General features: G+C 64.7%; 1 protein-coding gene. It reads right to left on the reverse strand.

The window, feature by feature from the left end; genetic code table 11:
• Nucleotides 1–964, reverse strand: a 964-nt coding sequence (locus tag ACT3S2_RS15820; RefSeq protein ID WP_443349372.1) for an IS481 family transposase, incomplete at its 3' end; no start/stop codon positions are given.
• Between the last annotated feature and the right edge of the window lie 111 nt (nt 965–1,075).

A 1,075-nucleotide genomic window follows, 5' to 3' on the forward strand; every position in this document is an offset into this window, starting at 1 on the left:
TGTATTGACCACTGAGGTTGGGTACGCGGGCAGCGGGTGGAAGTCCTCGTAGTGAAGTGTGGCCTCGGTGATGATTGTAGTGGTGTTGCCACTGTTCGAAGGCGGCGATGCGTTCGGCCTCGGAAGTATAGGGGCGGGCGTAGGCCCATTCGTCGAGCATGGTGCGGTTGTAGCGCTCGACCTTGCCGTTGGTTTGAGGGCGGTAGGGGCGGGTGCGCTTGTGCTTGATGTCCTCGCCCAGGGCGTCCCGGAAGGCGTGGGAGCGATAGCACGACCCGTTGTCGGTGAGGACTCGTTGGACCGTGATGCCCACGCTGTTGAAGTAGTCGTTGGCACGTTTCCAGAACCCGGCGGCGGTCTCCTTCTTCTCGTCGTCGAGGATCTCGGTGTAGGCCAGGCGGGAATGGTCGTCCACGGCGTTGTGCAGGAACATGTAGCCGGGTCGGCGGTTGGATTCGGCGCCGGTCTTGTTCCGCACCCCGTCGAATCGTCCCAGCATCTTGTGGCCTCCGCCGTCGGGGATCCGGCCGAGTTTCTTGATGTCGACGTGGACCAGGTCCCCTGGGTTCTCGTGTTCGTAGCGGCGGATGTTCCGCCCGGTCGCCCGGTCCTGCCAAGCCAGCTTGGCCAGCCCGTAGCGGGAGAGGACCTTGTGGACGGTCGAGGGGTGCATGCCCAGCAGGTAGGCGATGCGTGCCGGGCCCCAGCGGCGGTTCACGCGCAGGGCGATGATCCTTCGCTCACGCCGCTTCGGGGTCTGGTTGGGAGAGCGCTGGGGCCGGCTGGATCGATCGCGCATTCCTGTGGGGCCGAGCTCCCGGTACCGTTTGGCCCACCGGGCTGCGGTGGTCACGGAGACCTGGAAGCGTTCGGCGGCGCGGCGTAGCGGCCAGCCCTCGTCGACGATGCTCTGGGCAAGGGACAGGCGGCCCTTGGGGGCAAGAAGTGCGTTAGCGTGGAGCATGGAAGACCTCCGGTGTTGGAACGGACTCTGAACAAGCCCACCTTCACCCGGAGGTCTTCCCTATTTCAACTACCCCGGAGCGTTACCAACGTCCGTGGTCAATACACCTAG

The organism is Arthrobacter sp. AOP36-A1-22, assembly GCF_052377615.1.
Lineage (GTDB): Bacteria > Actinomycetota > Actinomycetes > Actinomycetales > Micrococcaceae > Arthrobacter_H.